The 1,076-nt window shown below is 64.0% G+C and carries 1 protein-coding gene; it reads left to right on the top strand.

The features are described 5' to 3' along the window. A partial coding sequence (tuf, locus tag JYP50_RS21615; RefSeq protein WP_241263417.1) for an elongation factor Tu occupies window positions 1-1,076 on the top strand: 1,076 nt, incomplete at both ends.

Genomic DNA, 1,076 nt, shown 5'->3' with positions numbered 1-1,076 from the left:
CCCCACGTCAACGTGGGTACCATTGGTCACGTTGACCACGGCAAGACGACCCTGACCGCGGCGCTGACCCGCGTGTGCGCGGAAGTCTGGGGCAGCGGTGCCGCGGTGGCCTTTGACGGCATCGACAATGCGCCGGAAGAGAAAGAGCGCGGTATCACCATCGCGACCTCCCACGTGGAGTACGACTCCCCGAACCGTCACTACGCGCACGTTGACTGCCCCGGGCACGCCGACTACGTGAAGAACATGATCACCGGCGCGGCGCAGATGGACGGCGCGATCCTGGTGTGTGGCGCCACCGACGGCCCGATGCCGCAGACCCGCGAGCACATCCTGCTGTCTCGCCAGGTGGGCGTTCCCTTCATCGTGGTATTCCTGAACAAGGCCGACCTGCTGGCGGAAGACTGCGGCGGTGCGGACACCGAGGAATACGAGGAAATGAAAGAGCTGGTCGAAATGGAGCTGCGCGAGCTGCTGGACCAGTACGAGTTCCCGGGCGACGACACTCCGATCATCTGTGGTTCCGCGCTGATGGCGCTGAACGGCGAAGACGAGAACGAGCTGGGCACCACCGCGGTGAAAACCCTGGTTGAGACTCTGGACAGCTACATCCCCGAGCCGGAGCGCGCCATCGACCAGCCCTTCCTGATGCCGGTTGAAGACGTGTTCTCCATCTCCGGTCGCGGCACCGTGGTCACCGGTCGTGTCGAGCGCGGCATCATCAAGGTGGGCGACGAGATCGAGATCGTGGGTATCAAGGACACCCAGAAAACCACCTGTACTGGCGTTGAGATGTTCCGCAAGCTGCTGGACGAAGGCCGTGCGGGCGAGAACGTGGGCATCCTGCTGCGCGGCACCAAGCGCGAGGAAGTCGAGCGCGGCCAGGTGCTGGCGATCCCGGGCTCCGTGAACCCGCACACCAAGTTCGAGTGCGAAGTGTACATTCTGTCCAAGGACGAGGGTGGCCGTCACACGCCGTTCTTCAAGGGTTACCGCCCGCAGTTCTACTTCCGTACCACCGACGTGACCGGCGCTTGCGAGCTGCCCGAAGGCGTTGAGATGGTGATGCCGGGCGA

Source organism: Parahaliea mediterranea, from assembly GCF_017255185.1.
Classification (GTDB): domain Bacteria; phylum Pseudomonadota; class Gammaproteobacteria; order Pseudomonadales; family Halieaceae; genus JAFKCZ01.
Note: the sequence above shows the minus strand (reverse complement) of the source record. Positions and strands in the feature narration are given on the sequence as shown.